The organism is Massilia sp. BSC265 (genome assembly GCF_000740675.1).
Taxonomy (GTDB): Bacteria; Pseudomonadota; Gammaproteobacteria; order Burkholderiales; family Burkholderiaceae_D; genus Telluria.
In genome coordinates, this window is record NZ_JPXI01000024.1 from 81,350 (window position 1) to 107,756 (window position 26,407).

The window sequence follows — 26,407 nt, forward strand, 5'->3', positions numbered from 1 at the left end:
AAAATTTAAGCACGAGTGTGCGCTTTTTTGCCGCCGATTGCAACGTTGGGCGCCATTTTACGGACATTATTAGATGCGGCAATCTAATACTGATGATTTGTGTAATCATGGTGCCTTCACAACCGGACTGGGGAAGGGGAGCCGCGTGGGCATCGAAGTCAATTACGAAGGAAAAATCGCCATGGTCACCGGCGCGTCGAGCGGCCTTGGTGCGCGTTTCGCGAAGGCGCTGGCCGGGGCCGGGGCGCAGGTGGTGCTGGCGTCGCGCCGGGTCGAGCGGCTCAAGGAGCTGCGCGCCGAGATCGAGGCCGACGGCGGCGCCGCGCACGTGGTGCGGCTGGACGTCACCGACCTGGGGTCGATCAAGGCGGCCATCGCGCACGCCGAGACCGAGGCAGGCCCGATCGATATCCTGGTGAACAATTCGGGCGTCTCGAATACCCAGCGCCTGCTCGACGTCACCGAGGACGACTACAACTACATCATGGACACCAACCTGCGCGGCGCCTTTTTTGTTGCGCAGCAGGCGGCCAAGCGCATGATCCAGCGCGTCAAGGGCGACCCGCGCAAGCAGCACCGCATCGTCAACATCGCCTCGGTGGCGGGCCTGCGGGTGCTGCCGCAGATCGGCGTGTACTGCATGAGCAAAGCCGGCGTGGTGCAGATGACCAAGGCGATGGCCGTGGAGTGGGGCAAGTACGGCATCAACGTCAACGCCATCTGCCCCGGCTACATCGCCACCGAGATGAACGAGGACTACTTCGACAGCGAGCAGGGACGCAAGCTGATCGACATGCTGCCCCGCAAGCGCACGGGCAGGCCGGAAGACCTCGACGGGCTCCTGCTGCTGCTGGCGGCGGACGAGGCCCATTTCATCAACGGCGCCGTGATCACGGCCGACGACGGCATGACGGCGCAGTAAGCAGTACAGGTTCAGCAACAAGCAATCAAGGAAGCAATGAGCAACAAGCAGTTCGTGCCTCGCTTAGTCCATACAATGCGCATGCCCATCCGTTGGGGCGACATGGATGCGATGGGTCACGTCGACGACACCGTCTATTTCCGCTACATCGAATCGGCCCGCATCGCGTGGCTGGAACAAGGCGGGGCGCTGCCGGACCCGGCCGCGTCGACCGAGGGGCCGGTCATCGTCAATGCCTACTGCAGTTTTCTGAAGCAGCTGACCTATCCGGGCGAGATCGAAGTCAGCACCTACGTCGGCCTCCCGGGGCGCTCCAGCATCGAAGTCACGCACGAGATCCGGCTGGTCGGCCCGGACGGCCAGGCCGGCGCCTTGCACGCCGAGGGCGGCGCCAAGGTCGTGTGGATCGACTTCAAGGCAGAGAAATCTAGGCCGCTGCCGGATCGCCTGAGGGCACTGCTGCCACCGGCAGAATAGTGCCGTAGTTGCAATAGCACGAAAGTCCCGGTGCAAGGCCGGGATCCACAGGCAGCAGTCGGATGAATACGCTGCTTCCAAGCGCCCATGCGGCGGGGCGATTCGTGTAGTCCAGCTCCTACATTTTATTTTCTGTTGAGCTCGCTCACGGACAGGGCAATTTCTGGGATTGTCGTGACATTCCGAGAGATTTCCCCCTGCCGTCCTGTGGCATCATCGCCGCCTCGTCGATTTTTGGTCACAAAACCAGTGTGGGAGCTGTTGCAAATCAGTCGAGATTTGTAAGACCGGTCCTACGGAAGAAAATCGAGCGATTATAATTTCCATTCAATTTTCCAGAGCGCAAGATCGTGCGCTTCACATCTTTAGAGCGAGTCATGGTCGAGTCAGAGGTCGTATTTTCCATCGCGCGTCATGCCGCGTGGGCGCCCGGCCTGGGCAGCTCGCAACGTTGGGCGGAGTGGGCGTGCGCGCCCTGGACCCTGGTCCCGGGCGAGGAACCGAAGGTGGCCGCAATGCCGGCCATGCTGCGCCGCCGTGCCGGCTTCCTGGGCCGCATGGCGCTGGAAGTGGCCTTCGAGTGCCTGGGCGAGCGGCGCGACGTGCCGACCGTGTTCTGCTCGCGTCATGGAGAGGTGGCGCGAGCGGTGGAACTGCTCGGCGACCTCGCCCACGGCGAGCCCCTGTCCCCGACTGCCTTCGGCCTGGCCGTGCATAACGCCAGCGCCGGCCTGTTCTCGATCGCGCGCAGCGACCGCGCCAACCACGTGGCCCTGGCTGCCGGCAGTGCCACCATCGAACATGCGGTCATCGACGCCTGCGGCCAGCTCGCGGATGGCGCCCCGATGGTGCTGCTGGTCGCCTGCGACACCGTGCTGCCCGAGCCCCTGCGCCAGTTCGAGGACTGCGACGAGCAGCCCTTCGCTTTCGCCTGGGTCATGGTGTCCGCCGGCGCGGGTCCGGACACGCTGCGCCTTTCCTGGCGCGCCCGCGGCGATCATGCAGATGCCGGGGCCTCGCGCCTGCCCGGTGGGCTCGACCTGCTGCGTTTCCAGCATGGCACCCAGGCCTCCCTAGTGCGCGACGCCGGCGGCAAGCGCTGGACCTGGAGCCGCCATGCTGGCTAGACTCGACCATGCCTGGCGCGTGCTCGCCACGGGCCTGAGTTTCGCCTTGTTCGGCATCGGCGGCCTGTTCCTGCGCGTGATCGCATTTCCGCTGCTGGCCCTGTGCATCCGCGCTCCGGAAGCGCGCAAGCGCGCCGCCCGCGCGACGATCCGTGCCAGCTTCCGCGCTTTCGTGGGCATCATGCGCGGGCTCGGCGTGCTGCGCTATGAAGTGCGCGGGCTAGACAAGCTCGAGCGCAAGGGCCAGCTGATCCTGGCGAATCACCCAACCCTGATCGATACCGTGTTCCTGATCGCCTTCGTGCCGAATGCCGACTGCATCGTCAAGGGCGCACTGTGGAACAACCCGTTCACGCGCGGCCCGGTGCGCGCTGCCGGCTACATCTGCAACGACCGCGGCCCCGAGCTGATCGACGACTGCATCGCTTCGCTACGCGCGGGCGGCAACCTGATCATTTTCCCGGAAGGGACCCGCTCCCCGCGCAGCGGCACGCCAGAACTCAAGCGCGGCGCGGCGAACGTCGCGGTGCGCGGCGCGCGTCCGATCACGCCGGTGCTCATCCGCTGCGAACCGCCGACCCTGGGCAAGGGCGACAAATGGTGGCACGTCCCGCCGCGCCAGGCGCATTTCCGGATCGAGGTCCGGGACGACATCGGCGTGGACAGCTATCGGAGCGACGACATGAGCGAGGTCGTGGCCGCCCGCCGCCTCACCAAATACCTGCAACAGTTCTTTATGAAAGAAGGCCAGCACCATGCTTGAACAGGAAGTGAAAGCACTGATCATCGACGTCCTGCAGCTCGAGGACCTCACTCCGGAAGACATCGACAGCGAAGCACCGCTGTTCGTGGAGGGCCTGGGGCTCGACTCGATCGACGCGCTCGAGATCGGCGTGGCGCTGCAGAAGCGCTACGGCATCACCCTGGCGGCCGAGTCCCAGGAAACCCGCCGCCATTTCGCCTCGGTGCGCGCACTGGCCGCGATGATCGAAACGAACCGCAAAAAGTAAGGAAGGAATGGCCATGGTAAGCATCAACGACATGAACCGCGACGAACTGTTCACCTGGGTCGCCGACCTGCTGGCGGAGATGTTCGAGCTCGACCGCGCCTCCCTGAGCCCGGCGTCCAACCTGTACGCCGACCTCGACATCGACAGCATCGACGCCGTCGACCTGGCCGTGAAGCTCAAGCAGATGACCGGCAAGCGCCTGCAGCCGGAAGTGTTCAAGACCATCCGCACCATCGAGGACGTGGTGGTCGCGCTCGCCGGCCTGGCCGAAGAGCAGGCGGCCTGACCCGGTGTTCTGGAACGTCCTGGCCGCCGCGTTGACGCTGGCCTATCCTCTGGCGATCTGGCTCGGCCAAGATAGCGTCGAACCGCGCTGGCTGGCGGGACTGCTGCTGCTGGCGGCGGCAACGCGCGTGCCGATGATGCGGGGGAGCAGCGCGGCGCGCTGGACCGCGGGCGGCGCCCTGGTGCTGGTGGCGCTGGCCGTGGCGTCGAACGCCGTGCTGCCGCTCAAGCTTTACCCGGTACTGGTCAATGGCGCGCTGCTGGCCGTCTTCGGCGCCAGCCTGGTGTCCGGCATGCCGGTGGCCGAGCGCCTGGCGCGCCTGCGCGAGCCTGTCCTGCCCCCGGAAGGCGTCGCCTATACGCGGCGCGTGACCCTGGCCTGGTGCGTGTTCTTCGTCTTGAACGGCGCGCTTGCCCTGGGCACTGCGCTGTTCGCAACCGACGCGGTCTGGTCGCTGTACAACGGCGTGATCGCCTACATCCTGATGGCTCTGATGTTCGGCGGGGAATACCTGCTGCGCATGCGTTTCAAGCGGCTGCACCATGCCTGATTTGTTCTACTCGATCGCCACCCGCTCTCCCGAGGCCTTGGCCGGCTGGCGCGACGGCAAGCCCGTCATGCATCGCGCGCTGCTGGCGCGCGTGCGCGCCTGGACTGCGCTCGGCCATCGTACGCCCGCCACACAGGTGGCGCTGTACCACGAGGACAGCCTCGAGTTCGCAGGCAGCCTGCTGGGTGCCTGGCTGTCGGGGAAGACCGTGTGGCTCGGCGCCGACGTCCTGTCCGCCACCTGCACGGCGCTCGACGCCCGGGTCGGTGCCTTCTGGGGCCAGTTTCCGGCGCAGCATGCGCCACAGTCTCCCGGCATCGGCGACGACTGGCAGGGCGAATGGGCGCCGCCGGCGCCGGACTTTCCCGCGCTGGTCGTGTTCACCTCGGGCAGCACCGGCGCGCCGGTGCCGATTCCGAAGCGTCTGTCGCAGCTGACCAGCGAAATCGCGGCGCTGGAAGTCCAGTTCGGGTATGGCCTGGGGGCCGCCGCCATCGTCTCGACCGTCTCGCACCAGCACATCTACGGCCTGCTGTTCCGTGTCCTGTGGCCGTTGGCCCAGGGCCGTCCCGTGCACGCGGCGCGTCACGAATTCCCCGAAACCCTGGCGCCGGCGCTGGCCGAGCGACCCTGCGTGCTGCTGGCAAGCCCGGCCCACCTGAAACGCCTGCCGGAGCACCTCGACTGGCGCGGCGCGGTGCGCCAGCTGCGCGCCGTGTTCTCGTCCGGCGGCATGCTCGAGCAGGAGGCCTCGGAGCATGCCGGCGCGCTGCTGGGGCAGGCGCCGATCGAAGTCTACGGCAGCTCGGAGACCGGCGGCGTTGCCTGGCGCCGGCGCCCTCTGGGGGAAGTCTGGCAAGCGCTGCCGGGGGTACAGTGGCGCCTCGGCGCCGATGGCCTGCTCGAAGTGCAGTCGGACCATGCCGGCCCGGATGGCTGGCAGCGTCTGGCCGACCGCGCCGAAGCCGGCCGCGGCGGCTTCCTGCTGCGCGGACGCGCCGACCGTATCGTCAAGATCGAGGAAAAGCGGATCTCGCTCGACGCCATCGAGGCCGCGCTGCTCGCCGGCGGCCTGGCGAGCGAAGCCAGGGTGGTGCCGGTGCCCGCGCCGGGGCGCCAGGTGCTGGCCGCCTTCGTCGTGCCCAGCGAAGCAGGGCAGGCGGTGCTTGGCGGGGAGGGGCGCAGTGCCCTCAGCCGGCGCCTGCGCACGCTGCTCGCCGACGGCATCGAGGCGGTCGCCCTGCCGCGCCGTTGGCGCTATCTGGACCACATGCCGGTGAATGCGCAGGGAAAGACCACCCAGGCGGCCCTGCTGGCCCTGCTGGACGAGCGTCCGCGCTACCCGCAATTGCGCCTGGTGGAGCAGGCGCAGGAACAGGCTGCTTCACGCGTACTGCTGGAACTGCGCGTGCCGGCAAACCTGCTGTACTTCGACGGCCACTTCAGCGTCGCCCCGGTGCTGCCGGGCGTGGTGCAGGTGGACTGGGCGATCCATTATGGCCGCCAGTATTTCGGCCTCGGACCTTCCTTCGGCGGCATCCATGCGCTCAAGTTCCAGCAGATGATCCGGCCGGAACAGCCGGTACGGCTGGAATTGGTGCACGACAGTGCCAAGGGCCAGCTCCAGTTCCGCTACTTCTCGGACGCCGGCGCCCATGCCAGCGGCCGCATCCTTCTGACCCAGACCCGAGCATGCTGAACAAAAAATTCTCGCCGCAGCGCCAGAGCGCTTTCGACGCCCGCTTCGAAGCCCAGAAGATCGCATTTGCCCCAGTCGTGTTCCAGTGCGTGCGCTTCGCCTGGAAGCGCGGCATGCTGCAGGCGATCGCGGATGCCGGCGGTACCGGCCTGACGGTGGAGCAGCTCGCGGCCGAAGGCCGCTGGACGCCCTACGTGCTGAAGGTGGTGCTGGAGACATGCCTGTCCGCCGGGGTCGTGTACCTGGAGGAGGGGCGCTATGTGCTGGACAAGACCGGCTTCGTCATCCTGACCGACCCGATCACCCAGGTGAACATCGACTTCAACCACGACGTCTGCTACCAGGCGCTGTTCGAGCTCGAACACACGCTGGACGCCGAAAAGCCGCTCGGCCTGAAGGTGTTCGGCGACTGGCCGACGCTGTACCAGGGCTTGTCGCAGCTGCCCGAACCGGCGCGCACCAGCTGGCTCGCCTTCGACCACTATTACTCCGACACCTCCTTTCCGGAGATCATGCCGGACGTGTTCGCGAGCGCGCCGCGCCGCCTGATGGACATCGGCGCCAATACCGGTAAGTTCAGCCTGGCCGCGCTGGCGGCCAACGAGCGCGTCGTCCTGCACCTGGTCGACCTGCCGGGCCAGCTGGCGGTGGCCGAGGAAAACCTGCGCCGGGCCGGCCTGCGCGAGCGCGCCAGCCTGCACCCTACGGACCTGCTCGACGAGGGCGCCGCACTGCCGGGCGACATGGACCTGGTCTGGATGAGCCAGTTCCTGAGCTGTTTCTCGGAAAGGGCGATCGCCGGCATCTTCCGGCGCGTGGCCGAGGCGCTGGCGCCGCGCGGCCAGGTGCTGGTGCTCGACACCTTCTGGGACCGCCAGCGCTACGACATCGCCGCCTATTGCCTGATCAATACCTCGCCATACTTCAATGTCATGGCAAGCGGCAACAGCAAGGTGTACGAAAGTGCGGACTATATCCGCCTGGCCGAGACCGCGGGATTGAGGCTGGTCACCGCGCGCGACGGCATCGGCTACTGCCATTCGCTGCTGCGCTTCGAGAAGGCGGCATGACGTGAAGTCCGCCGTATTCCAACCCTGCGTCGTCATCCCGGTCTACAACCACGAGCACGCCATCGCCAAGGTACTGGACGGCGTGCTTGCCCACGGGCTGCCCTGTATCCTGGTGGACGACGGCTCCTCGCCGGCCTGCGCCGCCGTGCTCGATGCCTTGGCCGCAGCGCACCGCGACCGCGTGGTGCTGGAGCGCCATGCCGTCAACCAGGGCAAGGGCGGGGCGGTCCTGAGCGGCTTCAGGCGCGCCGCGCGCGACGGCTACAGCCACGTGCTGCAGGTCGACGCCGATGGCCAGCACAGCGTTGCCGACATCCCGCGCTTTCTCGAGGCCGCACGTGCCCGGCCGCAGGCGGTGGTCGCCGGCTGCCCGATGTACGACGAGTCGGTGCCGGCGCTGCGCCTGTATGCGCGCTACCTGACCCACGTGTGGGTCTGGATCAATACGCTGTCGCTGGCGATCCGCGATTCGATGTGCGGCTTCCGCGTCTATCCGGTGGCGCCCGTGCTGGCGCTGGCCGCGCGCCGCCGCCTCGGGCTGCGCATGAATTTCGACATCGAGATCCTGGTGCGCCTGTACTGGGACGGCGTGGAGATCGTCAACCTGCCCACGCGGGTCGGCTACCCGGAAGACGGGGTGTCGCACTTCAAGGCCTGGACCGACAACTTCCTGATCACGCGCCTGCACGTGGCCCTGTTCTTCGGCATGCTGCCGCGCATTCCTGCGCTGCTGGTCCGCTCCCGGCGCACGAGATGATGCAGGCGAGCCCTCCCACCGACACCCGCCACTGGGCGGCCATCAACGAAGCGAGCTTCGTGGCCGGCATGCGCCTGCTGTTCTGGGTCTGCCGGGTGTTCGGCCGCTGGCCCTTTCGCGTGCTGCTGGTGCCTGTGCTGTTCTGGTACGTGGCAAGCCAGGGCCGTGCGCGCCGTGTTTCCGGCGACTACCTGCGCCGCATCGGCCTGCCTGCCGGTTTCTTCGGCGTGCTGCGCCATTTCCAGGCGTTTGCCGAGTCCATCCTCGACAAGATGCTGCTCTGGGGTGGCCTGTTCGATTTTTCGCGCGTGCAGGTGGTCGGGGCCGAGCCGCTCTGGCAGCGCATCCGCGAAGGCAAGGGCGCACTGCTGGTCTGCGCCCACCTCGGCAACCTGGACCTGTGCCGCGCGCTGTCGCTGCGTACCCCGGGCTTGAGGATCACGGTGCTGGTGCACACGCGCCACGCCCAGGCCTTCAACAACATGCTGGCCAAACTCGATCCGCGCAGCCAGCTCAACCTGATGCAGGTGACCGAGATGACGCCGGCAATGGCGATGCAACTGTCCGAGCGCATCGGGCGGGGTGAGTTCGTCGTTATCGCCGGTGACCGCGTGCCCGTGTCGAGCGCCGGGCGTGTGGCATGCGCGCCTTTCCTGGGCCAGCCGGCCGCGTTCCCCGTCGGTCCCTACGTGATGGCCTCGGTGCTCGGCTGCCCACTGTACACCATGTTTGCCACCCGCGAAGGTGAAGGCTATGCGCTCCGGTTCGAACGCCTGCGCGAGCAGGTGCGCCTGCCGCGGCGCGGGCGCGACGCGCTGCTTGCCGAACTCGTGGGCGAGTACGCTGCGCGCCTCGAACACCACGCCCGCCGCTCGCCCCTCGAGTGGTTCAACTTCTACGATTTTTGGCATCTACCCGATTCGGAACGTCCCCATGCAGCTCACTGACCTCAAGACTCCCCGGCGCACCGTGCGCTTCGACCGCGAGCGCCTGGCGCTGGAAGACATCGTCGCCATCGCGCGCGGCGCGGCACGCCCCGCACTGTCGGATGACCCGCAATTTCGCGCCGCGATCACGAAAGGCGCCGATTTCCTCGACCGCCTGCTGCGCGAGGACGGCACCATCTACGGCGTCACCACGGGCTACGGCGACTCCTGCACGGTGGCGGTGCCGCTCGACCTGGTGACCGAGCTGCCGCACCACCTTTACACCTACCACGGTTGCGGCCTTGGCGCATACCTGGATCCGACGCAGACCCGCGCCGTGATGGCGGCGCGCCTGGCTTCGCTGTCGAAAGGCTTCTCTGGGGTGAGCGTCGGCCTGCTGGAACAGATCGTGCGCCTGTTCGACGCCGGCCTGCTGCCGCTCATCCCGAGCGAGGGATCGGTTGGCGCCAGCGGCGACCTCACCCCGCTGTCCTACCTGGCGGCAGTGCTGTGCGGCGAGCGCGAAGTGCTGCGCGACGGCGTGCCGGTTGCGGCGGCGCAGGCGCTGCGTGATGCTGGCATCACGCCGCTGCGCCTGCGGCCGAAGGAAGGGCTGGCGATCATGAACGGCACCGCCGTCATGACCGGCCTGGCCTGCCTGGCCTGGGACCGCGCCGACTACCTCGCGCGCCTGGTCACCCGCATCACCGCGCTGGCCTCGTTTGCGCTGGACGGCAACGACCACCATTTCGACGAGACCCTGTTCTCGGTCAAGCCGCACGCTGGCATGCAGGGGGTGGCAAGCTGGCTGCGCCAGGACCTGGAGTATGCCGGCCAACTGGAACGCAACGGCAAGCGCCTGCAGGACCGCTACTCGATCCGTTGCGCCCCGCACGTGATCGGCGTGCTGGCTGACGCGCTGCCGTTTTTCCGTACCGCGATCGAGAATGAACTGAACAGCGCCAACGACAACCCGATCATCGACGCCGAGGGCGAACGCGTGCTGCATGGCGGCCATTTCTACGGCGGCCACATCGCCTTCGCGATGGACGGCATGAAGAATGCCGTGGCGAACCTGGCCGACCTGCTCGACCGCCAGATGGCGCTGCTGGTGGATGCGCGCTACAACGCCGGCCTGCCCGCCAACCTGTCCGGGATGCAGGGCCGGCGTGCCGCGATCAGCCACGGTCTGAAGGCGCTGCAGATCAGCGCCTCGGCCTGGACTGCCGAAGCCCTCAAGCTCACGATGCCGGCCTCGGTGTTCTCGCGCTCGACTGAATGCCACAACCAGGACAAGGTCAGCATGGGCACGATCGCCGCGCGCGACTGCCTGCGGGTGCTGGAGCTGACCGAGCAGGTCGCAGCAAGCCTCCTGATCACGGTGCGCCAGGGCGTGTGGCTGCGCCAGCGCGTGGACCCGGCCAAGCCGCTGCCGGCGCCGCTGGCGCGCATGCTCGCGCTGCTCGGCCAGGACGTGGCGCCGGTAGAAGAGGACCGCCGCCTCGACCCGGACCTGAAGCTCCTGCTGGGCCGTATCCGCGACCAGGCCTGGAGCCTGTATGCGTAGAGTGAAGGCGCCCAGCCGATGGTGGGCCGAGGTCGAGCACCAGGTGCAGTTCTTCGACCTCGACCCGATGCAGATCGTCTGGCACGGCAACTACGTCAAGTACCTCGAGGTGGCGCGCTGCGCGCTGCTCGACAGCATCGGCTACAACTACGAGCAGATGCGCGACTCGGGCTATATGTGGCCGATCATCGAGATGAACCTGCGCTACGCCGGTCCCGCCGCCTTCGGCCAGCGCCTGCTGCTGCGCGCCGAGATCGTCGAGTGGGAGAACCGCCTGCGTATCGACTACGTCATCAGCGACGCGGAAAGCGGCAGGCGCCTCAACAAGGCCACCACCACCCAGGTCGCGGTCGACCTCAAGTCCGGCGAGATGTGCTTCGTCTCGCCGGCCATCCTGTTCGAGAAGCTCGGAGTGAATGCAACGTGAAACGCATCCTGGCATCCCTGATCCTTGCCGCCGCCGGCGCATGCGCCCAGGCGGCAGCCCCGCTCGCCCAGATCCAGTCCATGTTGGCCAAGCCGGAGCAGCTGTGCGGACGTTTCGAGCAGACCAAGCAGCTGGCCGGCATGAAGAAGCCGCTGGTCTCCAGCGGACGCTTCTGCGTCGTCGCCGGCAAGGGCGTGCTGTGGCGCACCCTGAAACCTTTCCCGAACACGCTGCGCCTGAAGCGCGACGAGATCGTCCATATGCAGGGTTCCCGGGTCTCGATGCGCCTCGAGGCCAGCCAGGAGCCGACCGTGCGCACGATCAACGGCGTACTGTTCGCGCTGCTGGGCGGCGACCTGGGCCAGCTGGAAAGCCTGTTCGAAGTGGACGGCAGCGTGGCGGGCGACTCCTGGCGCGTTGCGCTAAAGGCGCGCAATCCCGCGGTGGTGCGCACCGTTGGGGCGATCTCGCTCGAAGGCGGCGCCTACGTGCGCAGCATCCGCATGGTCGACGAGGGCGGTGACCGTACCGAAATCGTCTTCAGCGAGCTGAAGACCGGCGCCCAGGCCGTCCTGCCTGAAGAAACGGCCTTGATGTGAACGCGCAGCGCCGCCTCGCCCTTGTCTGGGCACTGATCGTCTGCCTGCTGGTCGGGCACAATGCCTGGCTGTGGCTGGGCAAGCGCATCGTGCCCGGTACCGATATCCTGGCCCTGCTGCCGGCGGACGAGCGCGACCCGGTGCTGCAGCAATCCTTCAGCCATATGGTCGACAGCGCCCAGCAGCGCGTGGTGGTGCTGGTCGGCGCCGCGAAATGGGATGAAGCCGTGCGCGCCGCCCACGCGTATCGGTCCGCGCTGGCGCCGCATGCCGGCCTCCTGGCGCCGGATGCCCCGGGCGAAGAAGCACAGGCGGGCTGGCTGGCGAGCCTGCTGCCGCATGCGACCCTGCTGGTAGGAGGCGCCGACGAAGGTCGATTACGCGAGCAGCCACCCCGCTTCTGGGTCGACAAGGCACTGGCCGGCTTGTACAGCGCCTTCTCAGGCCCCAGGCTGGGCGCTTTCCGCGACGACCCCTTCGGCCTGTTCGCCGGCTGGGCGCAGGAGCGCGCCGGCGAAACCCCGGTGCGACCGCGCGACGGCCAGCTGTTCGTGGCAGGCGAGGGACGTGAATACGTGCTGCTGACCTACACCTTGCATGAGCCGGCATTCTCGCTGGCGGCGCAGGAGGCGGTGGTGCCGCTGCTGGAGCGCGCCACGCTTGAAGCGCGCCGTGCCGTGCCCGCAGTGGAAGTGATCAAGGCCGGCGTCGTGCTGCACGCGGCGGCGGCCGGCCGCCAGGCCAGCCGCGAGATCCGCACCATCGGCGTCGGCTCGATGATCGGCATCGTCCTGCTCACCTGGCTGACCTTTCGCTCGGTCAAACCGATCGCGCTTACCCTGACGGCAATCGGCATCGGCTTCCTGGGCGCGCTGTCGGCGTGCTGGCTGCTGTTCGGCCAAATCCATCTGCTGACGCTCGTGTTCGGCGCCAGCCTGATCGGCGTGGCCCAGGACTACGGCATCTATTTTCTTTGTCACCGCCTGGGAGCCGATCGGGCGCTCGATTCCCAACGCCTGATGCGGCGCCTGCTGCCCGGCCTCGGCCTGACCCTGCTGGCGGCCGTGATCGGCTACATGGGCCTGGCGCTGACGCCGTTCCCGGGCCTGCGCCACATGGCGGTGTTCTCCGGCCTGGGCCTGGTGTTCGCCTGGCTTACCGTGGTGTGCTGGTTCCCGGCGCTGGTCCACGGCCGCAGCCTGCGCTCCGGATGGCTGGCGGGGCGCTACCGCGGCATGGTGGCGCGCTGGCCGCGCGCGTCGAGCGGCATCGTGTCGCTGCTGGTGGTAGCGCTGCTGGGCGGCTTTGCGGTGCTGGGCTGCGCGCGCCTGCAGGTCAACGACGACATCCGCTCGCTGCAATCCTCGCCGCCCGAACTGGTACGCGACCAGATCAGGCTGGGCAAGCTGCTCGACGCCCCGAGCCCGGTGCAATACTACCTGGTGCGCGGCGCGACCAGCGAAGACGTCTTGCAGCGGGAGGAAGCGCTCAAGCGCCGCCTCGACCCGCTGGTGACCCAGGGCGACATCGCCGGTTACCAGGCACTGTCGAACTGGGTGCCGTCCAGCCAGGCCCAGGCCGCGCGCCTGAAGCTGGTCGAGGACCAGCTGCTGGGCGCGCACGGCGCGCTGGCGGTGCTGGCGCAGGAGATCGGCGAAGACCCGTCCTGGACTGCGGCCACGGCCACCCACCTGCGCGCCCTCGCTGCACCGATGACGCTCAATGCCTTTCTGCAGACGCCGGCCAGCGAACCCTGGCGCCACCTGTGGCTGGGCGAGGTGGAAGGAGTCCATGCAAGCATCGTCGGTCTGCGCGGTATGCGCTATGCGTCGATCCCGGCGCTCGCACAGGCGGCCGAGGGGCTGGAGGGCGTGCAGTGGGTCGACAAGGTCGGCGGCATCTCCGCGCTGCTGGGGCGCTACCGCGCCGACATGGGCTGGGTGGTGCTGGGCGCGTACGCGGTGGTGTTTACGGTGCTGCTGCCGCGCTACCGCGGCCGCACCTGGCGCGTGCTGGCCCCGACCGCGGCCGCTACCGTGCTGACCCTGGCGCTGCTGGGCTTTGCCGGCCAGAGCCTGCAGCTGTTCCACGTGCTGGCCCTGATGCTGCTGTTGGGGGTAGGCGTCGACTACGGCATCTTCCTGCAGGAAGAGTCGGAACACGACGCGGACGCGCCCTGGCTGGCCGTGGGCCTGTCGGCGGCCAGCACCATCCTGTCCTTCGGCCTGCTGGCCCTGAGCGGCACGCCGGCGCTGCAGGCTTTCGGCCTAACCATGCTGGCCGGGACCGCGCTGGTCTGGCTGGTCGCTCCCTGCTTCATCGTGACAAAGGAAGAAATCGATGCGTCGCCTGTCCTGGTTTAAACGCGGCGCCATCATGTGCGCCCTGATGCTTACGGCTTGCGCGGCGACGCCGCCCGCGCCCGCGCGCCTCGGCCTGCGCCTGGCGCCGTCCGCGCTGGGCGAGACCATCAGCCTGCAGCAGCACTTGAGCGTCGAGCGCGACGGCAAGACCAATGACCTCGACGCCGCCCTCGAGGTGGATGCCAGTCGCATCAGCCTGGTCGGCCTGGCGCTCGGCATGCGGGTGCTGAGCCTGGACTTCGACGGCCGCGAGCTGAGCGAATGGCGCCATCCGATGCTCCCAAGCCAGGTGCGCGCCGCCGACGTGCTCGAGGACCTGCAGCTGACCCTGTGGCCGGTGGACCGGATCGCCGAGGCCTTGCCCAGCGGCTGGCAGATCGAGGAGCAGGGCCTGCGCCGCACGCTGCGCCGCGAGGGCGTAGTGGTGGCGACCATCGATTACAGCGGCACGCCGCGCTGGCACGGCACCGCCGTGCTGGACAACCTGCGCTACAAATACCGGCTGACCGTGGTGTCGGCCAGCGAATGAGATGACTACCCTGTACCTGAACGAATGCGCACTGGTCTGCGCACTGGGCGACGACCTGGCCATGGTCCGGCGCCGCCTCTTGCTCGATGCCGAAAGCGGCCTCGAACTGTCGGACGCCTGCTCGCCGGGCCGGTTGCTGCCGCTCGGCCGCGTCAAGACCGCCTTGCCACCCCTCGACCACCTGCCGCTGCCCTTGCGCAGTCGTAACAACGGGCTGGCGCTGGCCGCACTGGTCCGGATCCGTCCGGCGGTGGAGAGTGCCATCGCCCGCTACGGCGCCCACCGCGTCGGAGTCATCGTCGGCACCAGCACCTCGGGCGTGGGCGAGACCGAAGCGGCGCTGGCGGCGAAACATGCGACGGACGCGTTGCCGGCCGGCTTCCACTACGGCCAGCAGGAGATGGGTTCGCCGGCCGAGCTGCTGGCGCGCGAACTGGGCGCCCTTGGGCCGGCCTACGTGCATTCGAGCGCCTGTTCGTCGAGCGCCAAGGCGCTGGCCAGCGCCGCGCGCCTGATCCGCATGGACCTGTGCGACGCCGTCCTGGCCGGCGGAGTGGATACCCTGTGCGGTTTCACCGTGGCCGGTTTCGGCGCGCTGGAATCGGTCAGCAGCGTGCCCTGCAATCCCCTCGGCGCGAGCCGCAATGGCATCAACATCGGGGAGGGCGCCGCGCTCTTCCTGATCACCCGCGAGCCGGCCGCGGTGGCGCTGTGCGGCTGGGGCGAGTCCTCCGACGGCTACCACATGTCGGCGCCCGATCCGGAAGGCGGCGGCGCCCGCATCGCCATGCGCGAAGCCCTCGCGCGCGCCGGGATCAAACCGGACCAGGTGGACTACATCAACCTGCACGGCACCGCTACCGTCCAGAACGATGCCATGGAATCGCGCGCGGTGGAAGCGCTGTTCGGCGCCGGGGTCGCCGTCAGCTCGACCAAGCCTTTTACCGGCCACACGCTGGGCGCGGCCGGCGCCGTCGAGGCGGCATTCTGCTGGCTCGCGATGCAGGACGATAACCCGGAAGGGCTGCTGCCGCCGCACCTGTGGGGCGGCGATCCGGATCCGGCCTTGCCGCGACTGAACGTGGCGGAGAAGGGCGCGCGCCTGGGCCGCCCGATACGCCATGCGCTCAGCAATTCCTTCGCGTTCGGCGGTTCCAACGCGAGCCTAGTGTTCGGGAGGGTGCGATGAATCAGATGGTCCAGCCGAAGCGGTTGCTCCGGCCCGACATCCACAGCCTGGTGCCGCACGGCGGCGCCATGTCGCTGCTCGGCCGCTTTGTGGAAGCCGATGCCGAGACACTCACCGCCGAGGTCGACATCACCCCTGAGAGCATGTTCTGCGCCGACGGCCAGGTGGGCGCCTGGGTTGGGGTCGAGTACATGGCGCAGGCGGTGGCCGCCCATGCCGGCTGGTGCGCGCGGCAGCGCGGCGAGCCGGTGCGGGTCGGCTTCCTGCTCGGCGCGCGCAAGTATGCCTGCAGCGTGCCTGCTTTCCCGGTCGGCCGCGTGCTGCGGATCCACGTTCGCCACGCCCTGCAGGGCGAGAACGGCCTGGGTGCATTCGACTGCCGCATCGAAGACGCCGGCAGCGGCATGGAAGTGGCCACGGCCACCATTACCGTGTTCCAGCCCGATCATGTTGAAGAGTTCTTGCAACGGAGTTCCGTATGAGGTGTATCCAGAAAAGCGTGCTGGTGACGGGTTCGTCGCGCGGCATCGGCAAAGCCATCGCGCTGCGTATCGCGCGCGACGGCTACGGGGTGGTCGTGCACTGCCGTAGCCGGCGCGACGAGGCCGACGCCGTCGCCGCGCAAATCATCGAAGCGGGCGGGGCGGCGCGCGTGCTCCAGTTCGATATCGGCGAGCGCGAAGCGACGGCCGCCGCCCTCGCGGCCGACATCGAGCAGCACGGCTGCTATTATGGCGTGGTCTGCAACGCCGGCGTGGCGCGCGATACTGCCTTCCCGGCGATGACGGGCGAGGAATGGGACCAGGTACTGGGCACCAACCTGGACGGCTTCTTCAACGTCCTCAACCCGCTGGTGATGCCGATGGTCCAGCGCCGCAAGCCGGGCCGCATCGTCACCGTGGCGTCGGTCTCCGGCCTGGTCGGCAACCGCGGGCAGGTGAACTACAGCGCGGCCAAGGCCGGCATCATCGGCGCCACCAAGGCGCTGGCGCTGGAACTGGCCAAGCGCGACATCACCGTCAACTGCGTTGCGCCCGGCCTGATCGAGACCGAGATGATCGCCGACGTGCCGATGGAAGAGGCGCTGAAACTGGTGCCGGCGCGCCGCGTCGGCCGTCCGGAAGAAGTGGCGGCGGCGGTCAGCTACCTGATGTCCGAGGACGCAGGCTACGTCACCCGCCAGGTCCTCTCCGTGAACGGAGGCCTGGCATGAGGGGTAATACGAAACGGCGCGTCGTCGTCACGGGCATGGGCGGCATCAGCCCGCTCGGCAACGACTGGACCGCCATCCGCGCCCGCCTGGGCGATTACCGCAACGCCGTCGTGCGCATGGACGACTGGTCCAGCTACGAGGGCCTGAACACCCAGCTCGGTGCGCCGGCCGCGCCTTTCGAGCTCTCAAACCGCTACGACCGCAAGTCCACCCGCAGCATGGGCCGCGTGGCGCTGCTGGCGACCCGCGCCACCGAGCTGGCCCTGCAGGACGCCGGCCTGCTCGAGCATCCGCTGCTCAAGAGCGGGCAGATGGGCGTGTCCTTCGGCTCCTCGGCCGGCACCACCAGCGCGATCGGCGATTTCGGCCGCATGATCGAGGAGCGCACCACGCGCGGCATCAACGCGACTACCTACATCAAGATGATGGCCCATACGGCGCCGGTGAACATCGGCGTGTTCTTCGGCCTGACGGGACGAGTGATCACCACCTCGTCGGCCTGCACCTCGGGCAGTCAGGGCATCGGCTACGCCTTTGAGGCAATCCAGAGCGGCAAGCAGCTGGCGATGATCGCCGGCGGCGCCGAGGAGCTGTGCGCCACCGAGGCCGCGGTGTTCGACACCCTGTTCGCCACCAGCGTGCGCAACGACAGCCCGCAGGCTACCCCGTCGCCCTTCGATCGCAAGCGCGACGGCCTGGTGATCGGCGAGGGCGCCGGCTGCCTGATCCTGGAAGAGCGCGAGCATGCCCTGGCACGCGGCGCCGCCGTCTACGCGGAGCTGGTGGGCTTCGGCACCAATAGCGACGGCAGCCACGTGACCCAGCCGAACTCCGCCACCATGGGCCAGGCGATGGCGCTGGCGCTCGACGATGCCGGCCTTGCGCCGGAAGCGATCGGCTACGTCAACGCGCACGGCACTGCAACCCAGCAGGGCGACGTGGCCGAGACCCGGGCGACGTCCTCTTTGTTCGGCAGCCGCGTGCCGTTCAGCTCCCTCAAGAGCTACATGGGCCATACCCTCGGCGCCTGCGGCGCGCTGGAAGCCTGGATCAGCATCGAGATGATGCGCGAAGGCTGGTTCGCGCCGACCCTGAACCTGAACGAAGTCGATCCGGAATGCGGATCGCTGGACTACATCCGCGGCGAAGGGCGCCGGCTCGACTGCGAGTACGTCATGTCGAACAATTTCGCTTTTGGCGGCATCAACACGTCGCTGATTTTCAAACGGCACCGTCCCTGACAGGAGAAAACATGAACAAAGACATAAACAAGCAGCGCCGTGTATTGCTGGCCGTCTCGATCGCCGCCGTCCTTCCCTTGATGAGTGCCTGCGCCACCAGGATCAAGGCCTCGACTTCCCACAATCCGGCGCCGAGCGAGGCCTTCTCGTCCTATGGCCGGATCGTCCTCAAACCGGTGGCGTTCGCGCCGGGCTACAAGGGCGACCCGGGCGCGCTGGCGAAGATCGCGGGCAACCTCGACAAGAACCTGGGCGCGTCGGTACAGCAGTGGAACCGCGCGCGCGACAACGGCCGCACCCTGACGATCGAGCCGATCGTCGAGGAGATGTCGTTCAAGAGCAGCACCAAGCGCGTGTTTCTCGGGCCGCTGGCCGGCAGTTCGGGCGTGCTGTTACGCGTGAGCTTCCGTGACCAGTCGGGCAAGGTCATCGCGACGCCGGAGTTCTTCCAGCGCGCCAGCGCCATGAGCGGCGGCTTCACCCTGGGCGCGCAGGACAACCTGATGCTGACCCGCGTCTCGAAGCTGGCCAGCGACTACATCATCGCGAACTACAGCAAGGCGGTCGGCGGACCGACCGGCGCCGACGCCGCCGCGATCGCCGCGAACTGAAGGCTTTCAACCACCAAGAGGGATAAGAAAATGAAGAAACTGCTCCTGACGATCGCCGTGAGCGCGGCCGCCATCTCCGCCATCGCCCCCGCCCAGGCGCGCGACACCAAGCACATGCTGCCGATCGCCAACGCCATGGCCGCCAACGATGCCAAGAACCGCCTCGGGGACACCGTGCAGTTCTACTTCGGCGACCAGAAGACCCCGCCCATCCTCGAGCGCCTCGGCACGGACAAGACCAGCCAGAAGACCAACTCCTTCGGCAAGTCGGCCGAAACCGCCTGCAACTGGGCCTTCCTGTCGGCCATGCTGCGCCTGCAGGAGCGCGCACGCGAACTGGGCGCGAACGCCGTCGTCAACATCGTCAGCAACTACAAGAACGTGGAACATGCGAGCGCGACCGAGTTCGAATGCCACGACGGGGCGATGATGACCGGCGTCGCGCTCAAGGGCGAGTTCGTCAAGATCAAGCAGTAACACCGGCATGGCGGCAGCGTGCGGCACCCTCGTGTGGCTGACGGAGACGGGTACATTACCGGACGACGCGCTCGCCGCTCACGTGTCCTGGCTGGGCGAGGGCGAACGGCGGCGCCATACGGGGTTCGTACGCGCCGAGCGGCGCCGCCAGTTCCTGGCCGGACGGGTCCTGCTGCGGCTGGCGCTGGGCCGCTTGCTCGGCGTCGCGCCGGCCGGGATCCTGCTGCACGAACGGCCGGGCCAGGCGCCTGTGTTGACGTCTCCGACTGCTTCCGCGGTCGGGTTCAGCATCTCGCACACCGGTCCCTGGGTCGCCTGCGCCGCCAGCACGGAGACGGCGCTCGGGCTCGACATCGAGCGGATCGATCCGCAGCGCGACTTGCTGGCGCTGGCGGAGCAGGCATTCGGGCCGGACGAGGTCGAGCGCTTGCGCGCCCATGGCACGCAAGAACGTTTGCCTCTTTTCTATCGCATGTGGTGCGAGCAGGAAGCCCGCATCAAGCTCGGCGCGCCTGTCGGCGCCATGGTCGCTTTCGAACGTGCAGGCTTGTCGGGGGCACTGGCGTGCGCCGCGACGCTGGCGGCGATGCCGGAGATCGAGTTCGTCAGCCTGGATTCTCCCTGACTGCCTGCGCTCAGCGCGCCCCCACCAGCTTGTGCACCAGCTCCGACGAGGTCGAGGCCGCAAATTTGCGCATCAGGCTGGCCCGGTGCATCTCCACCGTACGCGGGCTCAGGTCGGTCTCGCGCGCAATCATCTTGCTGGTCTTGCCTTCGACCAGCAGGGCGGCGATCTCCCGCTCTCTCGGGGTGAGCTCGGCCGACACCGGCCGCTTCTCGCTCACATCCTCGAAGGTCCAGACGCCCGCACCCAAGGGTTGCGCCGGATCGAGCGCGCGTCCGGTCACGTGGCACCAGAACAGCTCGCCGTCCGCGCGGCGCATGATGCGCTCGTCCGAATAGCGTCCCTTGGCGTTCATGATCGGCACGATACGGTCGCCGGTGCGCAGGAACTCGTCCATGGTCGGGTAGAGTACGCTGAAGGACTGGCCGTTCAAGTCCCCCTCGGCGTAGCCGAACATCGCCGCCAGCGCCCGGTTGCAGGACTGGATCACGCGGTCGGACGACACGCACATCCCCACCGGCGCATGCTGGAATATCATCTCGTAATCGATGGAAGCGATTGGCGGCGCGGCTGGCTTCACTTGACTTGGATCGACTGCTCGGCTCATGGACGGGGCGGCCCGTATTTCTACGGTATTGTTATTCAGTACAGCGTATTTTATGCTGAGACTCTACTCTGTAGTACAGAAGAGCTTTTCGCTTAACCTATAAAAGGGACGGGTATGAACAAAGTGTATCCTGATGCGAAGTCGGCGCTCGCCGGCATCGTTGCAGACGGCCAGACCATCGCCGTGGGCGGCTTCGGCCTGTGCGGCATTCCGGAAGCGCTGATCGCAGCGCTGCGCGATTCCGGCGTCAAGAACCTGACGGCCATTTCGAACAATGCGGGCGTGGACGGTTTCGGCCTGGGCCAGCTGCTGGAAACCCGCCAGATCAAGAAGATGATCTCATCCTATGTCGGCGAAAACAAGGAGTTCGCACGCCAGTTCCTGGCCGGCGAACTCGAACTCGAATTCACCCCGCAGGGCACGCTGGCCGAGAAGCTGCGCGCCGGTGGCGCCGGCATCCCGGCATTCTACACCAAGACCGGCTACGGCACCATCGTCGCCGAGGGCAAGGAAACCCGCGAGTTCGACGGCGAGCACTACGTGATGGAGCGTTCGCTGCTGCCCGACGTCTCATTGGTGAAGGCCTGGAAGGCCGACAAGGCAGGCAATCTTCTGTACCGCAAGACCGCGCGCAACTTCAATCCGAACGTCGCTACCGCCGGCAAGATCTGCATCGTGGAAGTCGAGGAGCTGGTCGAGATCGGCGAGATCGATCCGGACCAGGTACACACCCCGAGCATCTTCGTGCACCGCATCGTCCACAACCCGACGCCGGAAAAGCGCATCGAACAGCGCACCGTGCGCGCCAACTAAAGAATCACCGGAGACAGAACATGGCTTGGACTCGTGATGAAATGGCCGCGCGCGCGGCGAAGGAACTGCAGGACGGTTTCTATGTGAACCTGGGCATCGGCCTGCCGACCCTGATGGCGAACTACGTCCCGAACGATATCGAGGTCTTCCTGCAGTCGGAAAACGGCTTGCTGGGCATCGGCCCCTTCCCGACGGAAGAGGAGGTCGACGCCGACCTGATCAACGCCGGCAAGCAGACCGTGACGGCGCTGCCCGGCGCCGCCTACTTCAGCTCGGCCGATTCCTTCGGCATGATCCGCGGCGGCAAGATCAACCTGGCGATCCTGGGCGCGATGCAGGTGTCCGAGCGCGGCGACCTGGCCAACTGGATGATTCCGGGCAAAATGGTCAAGGGCATGGGCGGCGCGATGGACCTGGTGGCCGGCGTCAAGCGCGTGGTGGTCGTGATGGAGCACGTCGCCACCGCCAAGGACGGCACCACTTCGCACAAGATCCTGAAGAAGTGCGACCTGCCGCTGACCGGCGTGGGCGTGGTGGACCGCATCATCACCGACCTGGGCGTCATGGACGTCCTTGAGACCGGCCTCAAGCTGGTGGAGCTGGCGCCGGGCGTGACCAAGGAGCAGGTGCTGAGCGCGACCGGCTGCGAGCTGGACGTGTCGGCGGTGTAAGGCAAACGGGCGGCTTGCGCCGCCCGTCGACAGGCAGGCCCGGCCGCGCGAGCGCCCGGGCTTGTTTTCAATCCGGCTTTGGCAAAAAAAACCGCTGCGACGGCGTCCCGTCCAGCGGCTCCGATCCAGGCCCGCAACCTTGCGGGCCTTCGCCTTGTTTCCCTACTCGAGCGTCCAGACGTACTGCACGGCGGTCCAGGCCTCGACCGGCTTGCCTTTGGAGGTGGCCGGCTTGAAACGGCATTTTGTCAAGGCAGTGTGCGCGGATTCGTCGAGCGCCACATGGCCGGACGATTTCGTGACTTTCGAGTCCTTCACCGTGCCGTCCTTGGCAACCAGGAAGCCGAGGGTGACGGTGCCGGTATGCTGCTGCTTGATCGACTCCGCCGGGTACTCGGGCCTCTTGCAGGTTTCGAAGTTGGCGATGGCCTCGGTATCCTTCGTGGCCGGCTTGGTGGGTGCCGCGTGGGCGAAGCTTGCGGCGCCTATGACCAGTCCCAGTACGGGTATGGCCGCCTTCCAGTTCAACGCTTGCGTATCGGGACGAACCAGTCGTTTGATGCGTGACATAAGATCTCCTCCGTTGGCCGCCTGGGCCAGGTGGTGGGTTGAGAACTGGAGTTTTTCCAGTTCGGATAGGGCCAGGGCCAGGCGCCGCGGTTCGCCCAGTTGCCGTGCCGCGAAATCATCGGCGATCTGTTCCCGTTCGACGCGGATGCGTCCCGAGATCCACCAGACCGCCGGGTGGTAGAAGAGCAGGGTCTCGACCAGGTTCTGGCCGAGGTTGACGAGGTAGTCGTGGCGCTTGATGTGGGCCAGTTCGTGGGCCAGCAGCGCTTCCAGCAGGTGGGCGGGCATGCCCGACACCAACGATGCCGGCACCAGCACGACGGGGCGCCACCAGCCGGCCGTGACCGGGCTGCCGAGCCGTTCCACGACGCGCAGGCGCACCGTACGGCCGACGCCGAACGCTGCCGCCATGTGTTCGATGCGCGCCTGCCAGGCCGGATCGGCGCGTTCGTGTGCGGCGGCGCGGCCGATCCACAGCAATCCCGCAACCATGCGCAGGGCCATCGCGGCGGCGCACACGGCCCAGGTGCCCACGATCCAGCCCAACTGGTCGGCGAGCAGGGCGCCCCAGCCCTCGTCGACGGGCGAGTCGGCCACCAGTCCGGCGGCGAACAGCACCATCGCGTCGCCGCCGGAGCCACTGCCGTCATGCAGGCGCAGCGCGAGTTCAAGGGCAGGCCAGGCCAGGCACAGGAACAGGCCGGTACAGGCGACCAGGTAGCGCGACTCGGGCCGCGCGTTGCGCAGCACGGTCAAGAGCACGGCGGTGGCGCAGCCGATCAGGGCTCCCTGCCACAGGAAGTGGACCAGGGTCCAGCCGACGCTGGCGACGATGTCGGCGGCGCTCATTTCTTCGCTCCTGGTTTGTCCTCCGGCTGGTCCGCAGGTTTGTCTTCCTTGAGGAGCTCTTCGATCTCTTCCCGTTCCTTCCTGGAGATGCCGGTCTTGAGCGCGGCGAGCACCAAGGCCTTGGCCGAACCGGCGAAGGCGCGCTGCATCAGATCCTTCAACAGATTGGTCTCGACCGAGTCCTGGGCGTGGGCCGGTGCATAGACGTGCGAGCGTTCGCTTTCGTCGCGCACCAGCAGGCCCTTGCCGTGCATGATCTGCATCAGGCGCAGCACGGTGGCGTAGGTGACGTCCGGCTTGGTTTTCTGCATTTCCTGGTGCACCTGCTTGGCGGTGCCGGAGGCCATCGGCCACAGGACTTGCAGGAGTTCGAGTTCGGCCGGAGTCGGCTTGGGGGTATCGGGTTTGCGCGGCATGAGCGTCCTCATTGGTTGATGAGGCCTAGAATAGTCTGTCTAGACACGAGTGTCTACAGTTTTCTGCGACCGCGCCTGCTTTATGCCGGCAGGGTAGGCGCGAAAAAAAACCGCGTCGGGAGACGCGGTTCGGGGTTGGCGCAGCTCGGTTCAGGCTGCTTTTGCCGCCACCGGCACTGGTACCGGTACCGGCTCCAGGTCCTTCTCGCCTTCGACAGGCACCCGGCCGTTCAGGACGTCGTCCATGCGCTGGGTGTCGAGTTCCTTCTCCCACTTCGACACCACCACGGTGGCCACGCCGTTGCCGACGAAGTTGGTCAGCGCGCGGGCTTCGCTCATGAAGCGGTCGATGCCCAGGATCAGGGCCATGCCGGCCACCGGGATGGTCGGGACCACGGCGAGGGTCGCGGCCAGGGTGATGAAGCCGGCGCCGGTGATGCCCGATGCGCCCTTCGAGGTCAGCATCGCCACCGCCAGGATCGTCAGTTCCTGCATCAGGGTCAGCTCGGTGTTGGTCGCCTGGGCCACGAACAGGGCCGCCATCGTCATGTAGATGTTGGTGCCGTCGAGGTTGAACGAGTAGCCGGTCGGGACCACCAGGCCGACCACGGGCTTGGAGCAGCCGAGGCGTTCCAGCTTGCGCATCAGGGCGGGCAAGGCGCTTTCCGACGAGCTGGTGCCGAGCACGATCAGCAGTTCTTCCTTGATGTACTTGATGAAGCGGAAGATCGAGAAGCCGGTGATCTTGGCGATGAAGCCCAGCACCACGACTACGAACAGGAAGCAGGTCAGGTAGAACGAGCCCATCAGCTTGGCCAGCGGCAGCAGCGAATCCAGGCCGTATTTACCGATGGTAAAGGCCATCGCACCGAAGGCGCCGATCGGAGCGACCTTCATGATGATGTTCACCACGCCGAAGATCACGTGCGAGAAGTCCTCGATGAACTTCGTCACAGGACGGCCGCGCTCGCCCATCATCGACAGCGCGAAGCCGAACAGCAGCGCGATCAGCAGCACCTGCAGGATGTCGCCCTTGGCGAAGGCATCGACGAAAGTGGTCGGGATGATGTTCATCACGAAGTCGATGGTGCTCTGGTTCTGGGCCTTGGACGTGTACTGGGCGATCGAGGAAGCGTCGAGCTGGCTGGCATCGACATTGAAGCCGGCGCCCGGCTTGAGCCAGTTGGCGACCACCAGGCCGATGGCCAGGGCGAAGGTCGAAACGACTTCGAAGTAGATCAGGGCCTTGCCGCCGACGCGGCCGATCTTCTTCATGTCCTGCATGCCGGCGATACCGGCGACGACGGTACAGAAGATCACCGGAGCGATGATCATCTTGATGAGTTTGATGAAGCCGTCTCCCAAGGGCTTCATCTTCGCACCCAGTTCAGGGTAGAACACCCCCAGCAGCACGCCAAGCACGATGGCGAACAGCACCTGGACATACAGGACTTTATAGAATGGCTTTTTCATGGCAAGGCTTCATGGAGAAGTTTGTGGTGTTGCCATCATCGTGGAAGCGTGCCGCCTTATCTATTGTGGATATCCGCAGGCCTTATATCTTGTGCGCGGATATGTTGATCCTGTATCGGGTGATATTTCTGGAACGCCCCCCTCTCGCCACTCGCCTTCGAACCCCCGGCGAAGCCGGTAATAATGTGACCTTCAGGGGATCACTGCCTGAACACTTTCCCAGCTTTCATCACGAACGTCACCTTCGACGCGGCGTCCTTGGTCGGATACCCATCGACCGCCACTATATCCGCCAGCATCCCCGCCTTCAGCTGGCCAAGGTCCTTCGAATGCCCGAGAATCTCTGCCGCCAGCACGGTCGCCGAGCGCATCGCCTCCATCGGCGACATTCCGAGCGTACCATCCATTCCCGTTCGCGTGCATTGGTCCCGTGCGCGAACACACCCACGTCGCTGCCGTTGCCGATCGTGACCCCCAGCCTGTGCGCCAGTTGGAAGGCGCGGTGCGCCTGCTGCATGGCAGGCGTCGGCACACCGCCACGCACATGCTTCTGGAAGTATTCGCCGGTCGCCGGCTGTGCGCCGTAAGGGATCTCCATGTCCGGGCGGTAGCTCTTCTCGGCCGGGCCGTAGCTGTAGCTGGCCACGATGGCCTTGGTGGCGATGAACAGGCGCGGGCCTGGCGCCACGCCTTCGTCGATGGTGCGCTTGATGCCGACGTCGGCGTAGTCCGCGCCTTCGGTGCCGAGGTCGCGCAGGGTGGTAAAGCAGCCTTCCTTGCGCACGTCCGCTTCCTGACGAGCGCTGCTGGTCGTTTTGCTTGTTTGCTGCGCTCATCTGCATAGTGGCCCGGCGACGCCTGCAGCGACGACGCCCCAGCAACTGGCCCTTTAACGACAGCGGGCCGTCGGGAGCCCGGTCACGCGCTCCAGCACGCGGAATGCTGTTCCGCCAGGATCGGCATCAACCCTCCAGGTCCCCCAGCGACTGCTCGATCCCCAGCTGCACGTCGCGCAGAAATGCACCACCCTGCTCGGACAGCGCAATCCCCGGCACAGCCAGCTCCACCAGGCACACCAGCGCCTGCCGGAACCAGTCCATGTCGGTACCCATCAGGGGCAGGGCGTGGGCGTCGTTCAGGTAGTGCACCGCCCGCGTCAACAGATTCGGATCGCGCCCGGCGCGCGCCACGCCGGGTGCAAAATCGACCACTTCGCGGAAGAAGCGGTCCGCCAGCGTCTCCAGGATGTCGTTCGAGACCTGCGGCTGGCCGGCGGCGAGTACGACGCGGGCCAGCTCGAGGCAGGCATCCCGCAGTGCCTGTTCGTCGAGACGCTGTGTCAT

Annotated in this window: 32 protein-coding genes; 25 read left to right on the plus strand and 7 right to left on the minus strand. The window is 67.0% G+C overall.

All coding sequences use genetic code 11. From position 1 onward, the window contains the following. Positions 1 to 145: 145 nt before the first annotated feature. The 23 genes from MA09_RS04950 (at position 146) to MA09_RS05060 (ending at position 19,665) form a co-directional block, all read left to right on the plus strand. Positions 146 to 922 (plus strand): SDR family oxidoreductase, encoded by a 777-nt coding sequence (locus MA09_RS04950; RefSeq protein WP_036245901.1) that lies wholly within the window; start codon positions 146 to 148, stop codon positions 920 to 922. Positions 923 to 997: 75 nt separating this feature from the next. Continuing rightward, positions 998 to 1,399, plus strand: coding sequence for an acyl-CoA thioesterase (locus tag MA09_RS04955; protein ID WP_373887836.1), 402 nt, complete (start codon positions 998 to 1,000; stop codon positions 1,397 to 1,399). 377 nt (positions 1,400 to 1,776) lie between these two features. After that, positions 1,777 to 2,526 carry a beta-ketoacyl synthase chain length factor gene (locus tag MA09_RS04960; RefSeq protein WP_036245904.1) on the plus strand — a complete coding sequence of 250 codons (750 nt, stop codon included), beginning with the start codon at positions 1,777 to 1,779 and terminating at the stop codon, positions 2,524 to 2,526. After that, the gene (locus MA09_RS04965; RefSeq protein ID WP_036245905.1) at positions 2,516 to 3,289 is read left to right on the plus strand and encodes a 1-acyl-sn-glycerol-3-phosphate acyltransferase; all 774 of its coding nucleotides are present in this window, start codon (positions 2,516 to 2,518) and stop codon (positions 3,287 to 3,289) included. The genes MA09_RS04960 and MA09_RS04965 overlap by 11 nt, the downstream gene beginning before the upstream one ends. Next, positions 3,282 to 3,536, plus strand: a complete 255-nt coding sequence (locus MA09_RS04970; RefSeq protein WP_036245906.1) for a phosphopantetheine-binding protein — start codon at positions 3,282 to 3,284, stop codon at positions 3,534 to 3,536. The genes MA09_RS04965 and MA09_RS04970 overlap by 8 nt, the downstream gene beginning before the upstream one ends. A gap of 31 nt (positions 3,537 to 3,567) precedes the next feature. Beyond that, a complete protein-coding gene (locus MA09_RS04975) occupies positions 3,568 to 3,822 on the plus strand; it encodes an acyl carrier protein (RefSeq protein ID WP_051933206.1) in 255 nt (84 codons plus the stop codon). Between the two features lie 4 nt (positions 3,823 to 3,826). Further along, positions 3,827 to 4,372, plus strand: a complete 546-nt coding sequence (locus MA09_RS04980; RefSeq protein ID WP_036245908.1) for a membrane protein — start codon at positions 3,827 to 3,829, stop codon at positions 4,370 to 4,372. Further along, the gene (locus tag MA09_RS04985; RefSeq protein ID WP_036245910.1) at positions 4,365 to 6,071 is read left to right on the plus strand and encodes an AMP-binding protein; all 1,707 of its coding nucleotides are present in this window, start codon (positions 4,365 to 4,367) and stop codon (positions 6,069 to 6,071) included. Before MA09_RS04980 ends, MA09_RS04985 begins: the two co-directional genes overlap by 8 nt. Next, complete coding sequence (locus MA09_RS04990) at positions 6,065 to 7,141, plus strand: class I SAM-dependent methyltransferase (protein WP_036245912.1); 1,077 nt, start codon at positions 6,065 to 6,067, stop codon at positions 7,139 to 7,141. Before MA09_RS04985 ends, MA09_RS04990 begins: the two co-directional genes overlap by 7 nt. A gap of 1 nt (position 7,142) precedes the next feature. Further along, complete coding sequence (locus tag MA09_RS04995) at positions 7,143 to 7,898, plus strand: glycosyltransferase family 2 protein (RefSeq protein ID WP_036245914.1); 756 nt, start codon at positions 7,143 to 7,145, stop codon at positions 7,896 to 7,898. Further along, the gene (locus tag MA09_RS05000) at positions 7,898 to 8,845 is read left to right on the plus strand and encodes an acyltransferase (protein ID WP_036246166.1); all 948 of its coding nucleotides are present in this window, start codon (positions 7,898 to 7,900) and stop codon (positions 8,843 to 8,845) included. Before MA09_RS04995 ends, MA09_RS05000 begins: the two co-directional genes overlap by 1 nt. Beyond that, entirely contained in the window at positions 8,832 to 10,391 is a 1,560-nt protein-coding gene (hutH, locus tag MA09_RS05005) for a histidine ammonia-lyase (protein ID WP_036245915.1), read from the plus strand. The genes MA09_RS05000 and hutH overlap by 14 nt, the downstream gene beginning before the upstream one ends. After that, complete coding sequence (locus tag MA09_RS05010; RefSeq protein WP_036245916.1) at positions 10,384 to 10,818, plus strand: thioesterase family protein; 435 nt, start codon at positions 10,384 to 10,386, stop codon at positions 10,816 to 10,818. Before hutH ends, MA09_RS05010 begins: the two co-directional genes overlap by 8 nt. Then, positions 10,815 to 11,417 carry an outer membrane lipoprotein carrier protein LolA gene (locus MA09_RS05015; RefSeq protein WP_036245917.1) on the plus strand — a complete coding sequence of 201 codons (603 nt, stop codon included), beginning with the start codon at positions 10,815 to 10,817 and terminating at the stop codon, positions 11,415 to 11,417. The genes MA09_RS05010 and MA09_RS05015 overlap by 4 nt, the downstream gene beginning before the upstream one ends. Continuing rightward, complete coding sequence (locus tag MA09_RS05020) at positions 11,414 to 13,780, plus strand: MMPL family transporter (RefSeq protein ID WP_036245918.1); 2,367 nt, start codon at positions 11,414 to 11,416, stop codon at positions 13,778 to 13,780. Before MA09_RS05015 ends, MA09_RS05020 begins: the two co-directional genes overlap by 4 nt. Next, a complete protein-coding gene (locus tag MA09_RS05025; RefSeq protein WP_036245920.1) occupies positions 13,758 to 14,309 on the plus strand; it encodes a DUF3261 domain-containing protein in 552 nt (183 codons plus the stop codon). Before MA09_RS05020 ends, MA09_RS05025 begins: the two co-directional genes overlap by 23 nt. Position 14,310: 1 nt before the next feature. Continuing rightward, positions 14,311 to 15,498, plus strand: coding sequence for a beta-ketoacyl-ACP synthase (locus tag MA09_RS05030; protein WP_036245922.1), 1,188 nt, complete (start codon positions 14,311 to 14,313; stop codon positions 15,496 to 15,498). Beyond that, a complete protein-coding gene (locus MA09_RS05035) occupies positions 15,495 to 15,980 on the plus strand; it encodes a hotdog family protein (RefSeq protein ID WP_036245924.1) in 486 nt (161 codons plus the stop codon). The genes MA09_RS05030 and MA09_RS05035 overlap by 4 nt, the downstream gene beginning before the upstream one ends. Next, the gene (gene fabG, locus MA09_RS05040) at positions 15,977 to 16,711 is read left to right on the plus strand and encodes a 3-oxoacyl-ACP reductase FabG (RefSeq protein ID WP_036245925.1); all 735 of its coding nucleotides are present in this window, start codon (positions 15,977 to 15,979) and stop codon (positions 16,709 to 16,711) included. The genes MA09_RS05035 and fabG overlap by 4 nt, the downstream gene beginning before the upstream one ends. Next, positions 16,708 to 17,952, plus strand: a complete 1,245-nt coding sequence (locus MA09_RS05045) for a beta-ketoacyl-ACP synthase (protein WP_036245926.1) — start codon at positions 16,708 to 16,710, stop codon at positions 17,950 to 17,952. The genes fabG and MA09_RS05045 overlap by 4 nt, the downstream gene beginning before the upstream one ends. Before the next feature lie 11 nt (positions 17,953 to 17,963). Continuing rightward, positions 17,964 to 18,563 (plus strand): hypothetical protein, encoded by a 600-nt coding sequence (locus MA09_RS05050; RefSeq protein ID WP_051933184.1) that lies wholly within the window; start codon positions 17,964 to 17,966, stop codon positions 18,561 to 18,563. Positions 18,564 to 18,593: 30 nt separating this feature from the next. After that, positions 18,594 to 19,040 carry a heavy metal-binding domain-containing protein gene (locus MA09_RS05055; protein WP_036245927.1) on the plus strand — a complete coding sequence of 149 codons (447 nt, stop codon included), beginning with the start codon at positions 18,594 to 18,596 and terminating at the stop codon, positions 19,038 to 19,040. A 31-nt stretch (positions 19,041 to 19,071) separates the two neighbouring features. Beyond that, complete coding sequence (locus MA09_RS05060) at positions 19,072 to 19,665, plus strand: 4'-phosphopantetheinyl transferase superfamily protein (RefSeq protein ID WP_229440564.1); 594 nt, start codon at positions 19,072 to 19,074, stop codon at positions 19,663 to 19,665. 10 nt (positions 19,666 to 19,675) lie between these two features. On the opposite strand, the gene MA09_RS05065 is transcribed toward MA09_RS05060, so the two are convergent. Further along, the gene (locus MA09_RS05065) at positions 19,676 to 20,272 is read right to left on the minus strand and encodes a LuxR C-terminal-related transcriptional regulator (RefSeq protein ID WP_051933186.1); all 597 of its coding nucleotides are present in this window, start codon (positions 20,270 to 20,272) and stop codon (positions 19,676 to 19,678) included. Positions 20,273 to 20,386: 114 nt separating this feature from the next. Here MA09_RS05065 and MA09_RS05070 point away from each other — a divergent pair, with 114 nt between their 5' ends. Then, positions 20,387 to 21,085 carry a CoA transferase subunit A gene (locus MA09_RS05070; RefSeq protein ID WP_036206847.1) on the plus strand — a complete coding sequence of 233 codons (699 nt, stop codon included), beginning with the start codon at positions 20,387 to 20,389 and terminating at the stop codon, positions 21,083 to 21,085. Between the two features lie 20 nt (positions 21,086 to 21,105). After that, positions 21,106 to 21,756, plus strand: coding sequence for a 3-oxoacid CoA-transferase subunit B (locus tag MA09_RS05075; protein ID WP_081897427.1), 651 nt, complete (start codon positions 21,106 to 21,108; stop codon positions 21,754 to 21,756). Between the two features lie 162 nt (positions 21,757 to 21,918). On the opposite strand, the gene MA09_RS05080 is transcribed toward MA09_RS05075, so the two are convergent. The 6 genes from MA09_RS05080 to MA09_RS05100 all read right to left on the minus strand — a co-directional run bounded on the left by MA09_RS05080 (position 21,919) and on the right by MA09_RS05100 (position 26,407). Continuing rightward, positions 21,919 to 23,175, minus strand: coding sequence for a TonB family protein (locus MA09_RS05080; RefSeq protein WP_036245930.1), 1,257 nt, complete (start codon positions 23,173 to 23,175; stop codon positions 21,919 to 21,921). Next, on the minus strand, positions 23,172 to 23,591 hold the full coding sequence (locus MA09_RS05085; protein WP_051933187.1) for a BlaI/MecI/CopY family transcriptional regulator: 420 nt from the start codon (positions 23,589 to 23,591) through the stop codon (positions 23,172 to 23,174). The genes MA09_RS05080 and MA09_RS05085 overlap by 4 nt, the downstream gene beginning before the upstream one ends. 150 nt (positions 23,592 to 23,741) lie before the next feature. Beyond that, complete coding sequence (locus MA09_RS05090; RefSeq protein ID WP_036245931.1) at positions 23,742 to 25,064, minus strand: dicarboxylate/amino acid:cation symporter; 1,323 nt, start codon at positions 25,062 to 25,064, stop codon at positions 23,742 to 23,744. A 200-nt stretch (positions 25,065 to 25,264) separates the two neighbouring features. After that, a complete protein-coding gene (locus tag MA09_RS25220) occupies positions 25,265 to 25,471 on the minus strand; it encodes an amidohydrolase family protein (protein ID WP_307183170.1) in 207 nt (68 codons plus the stop codon). Continuing rightward, entirely contained in the window at positions 25,372 to 25,848 is a 477-nt protein-coding gene (locus tag MA09_RS05095; RefSeq protein WP_036245932.1) for a hypothetical protein, read from the minus strand. The genes MA09_RS25220 and MA09_RS05095 overlap by 100 nt, the downstream gene beginning before the upstream one ends. 178 nt (positions 25,849 to 26,026) lie before the next feature. After that, positions 26,027 to 26,407, minus strand: coding sequence for a hypothetical protein (locus MA09_RS05100; RefSeq protein ID WP_036245933.1), 381 nt, complete (start codon positions 26,405 to 26,407; stop codon positions 26,027 to 26,029).